Source organism: Haloferax sp. Atlit-6N (genome assembly GCF_003383195.1).
In the GTDB taxonomy this organism is placed as follows: domain Archaea; phylum Halobacteriota; class Halobacteria; order Halobacteriales; family Haloferacaceae; genus Haloferax; species Haloferax gibbonsii.
In genome coordinates, this window is the sequence record NZ_QEQJ01000201.1 from 1 (window position 1) to 511 (window position 511).

A 511-nucleotide genomic window follows, 5' to 3' on the forward strand; every position below is an offset into this window, starting at 1 on the left:
TCCGAACGCGTATCGTCTCAACCCGTGCGACAGCGGGGATCGCCCGCGACGTGCCAGTGTTCGTGCTCCCGGGAAGTGTGAACGCCGTCGAGCTCGCCACGGCGGAGATCATCGCCGAGGAAGCTCCGCATCTCGCCGGGCTCGCAAGCCGACACGAGGTCGAATAGATGCAGGGTTCGAAAATGTATCAGGAGGTAATTCTGGATCACTACCGCAATCCTCGAAGGTGGGGGCGCCTCTCGCCAGCTACCGTCTCACACACTGGCGAGAACGCTTCCTGTGGCGATGAACTCACGTTCGATCTCAGACTCGCCGAGGACGGTGAAACGATCGAAGAGGTCACGTTTACTGGAGAGGGCTGTGCGATCAGCATCGCGAGCGCGAGCCTGCTCGCCGAAGAACTCCTAGGAATGACGCTTTCGGAGGTTCGTGACCTCGACCGTGAGGACGCCCTCGATCTCTTGGGAATCGAGTTGACGCCGATGCGCGTCCCGTGTGCTGTGCTCGCGGA

Annotated in this window: 1 protein-coding gene and 1 pseudogene; both read left to right on the forward strand. The window is 61.3% G+C overall.

The window, feature by feature from the left end:
• A pseudogene (locus DEQ92_RS24265) lies at nt 1-167 on the forward strand (molybdenum cofactor biosynthesis protein MoaB); the annotation flags it as partial.
• Nucleotides 168-511, forward strand: a 344-nt coding sequence (locus DEQ92_RS21930) for an iron-sulfur cluster assembly scaffold protein (RefSeq protein ID WP_147299574.1), incomplete at its 3' end; no start/stop codon positions are given. It lies immediately after the preceding pseudogene.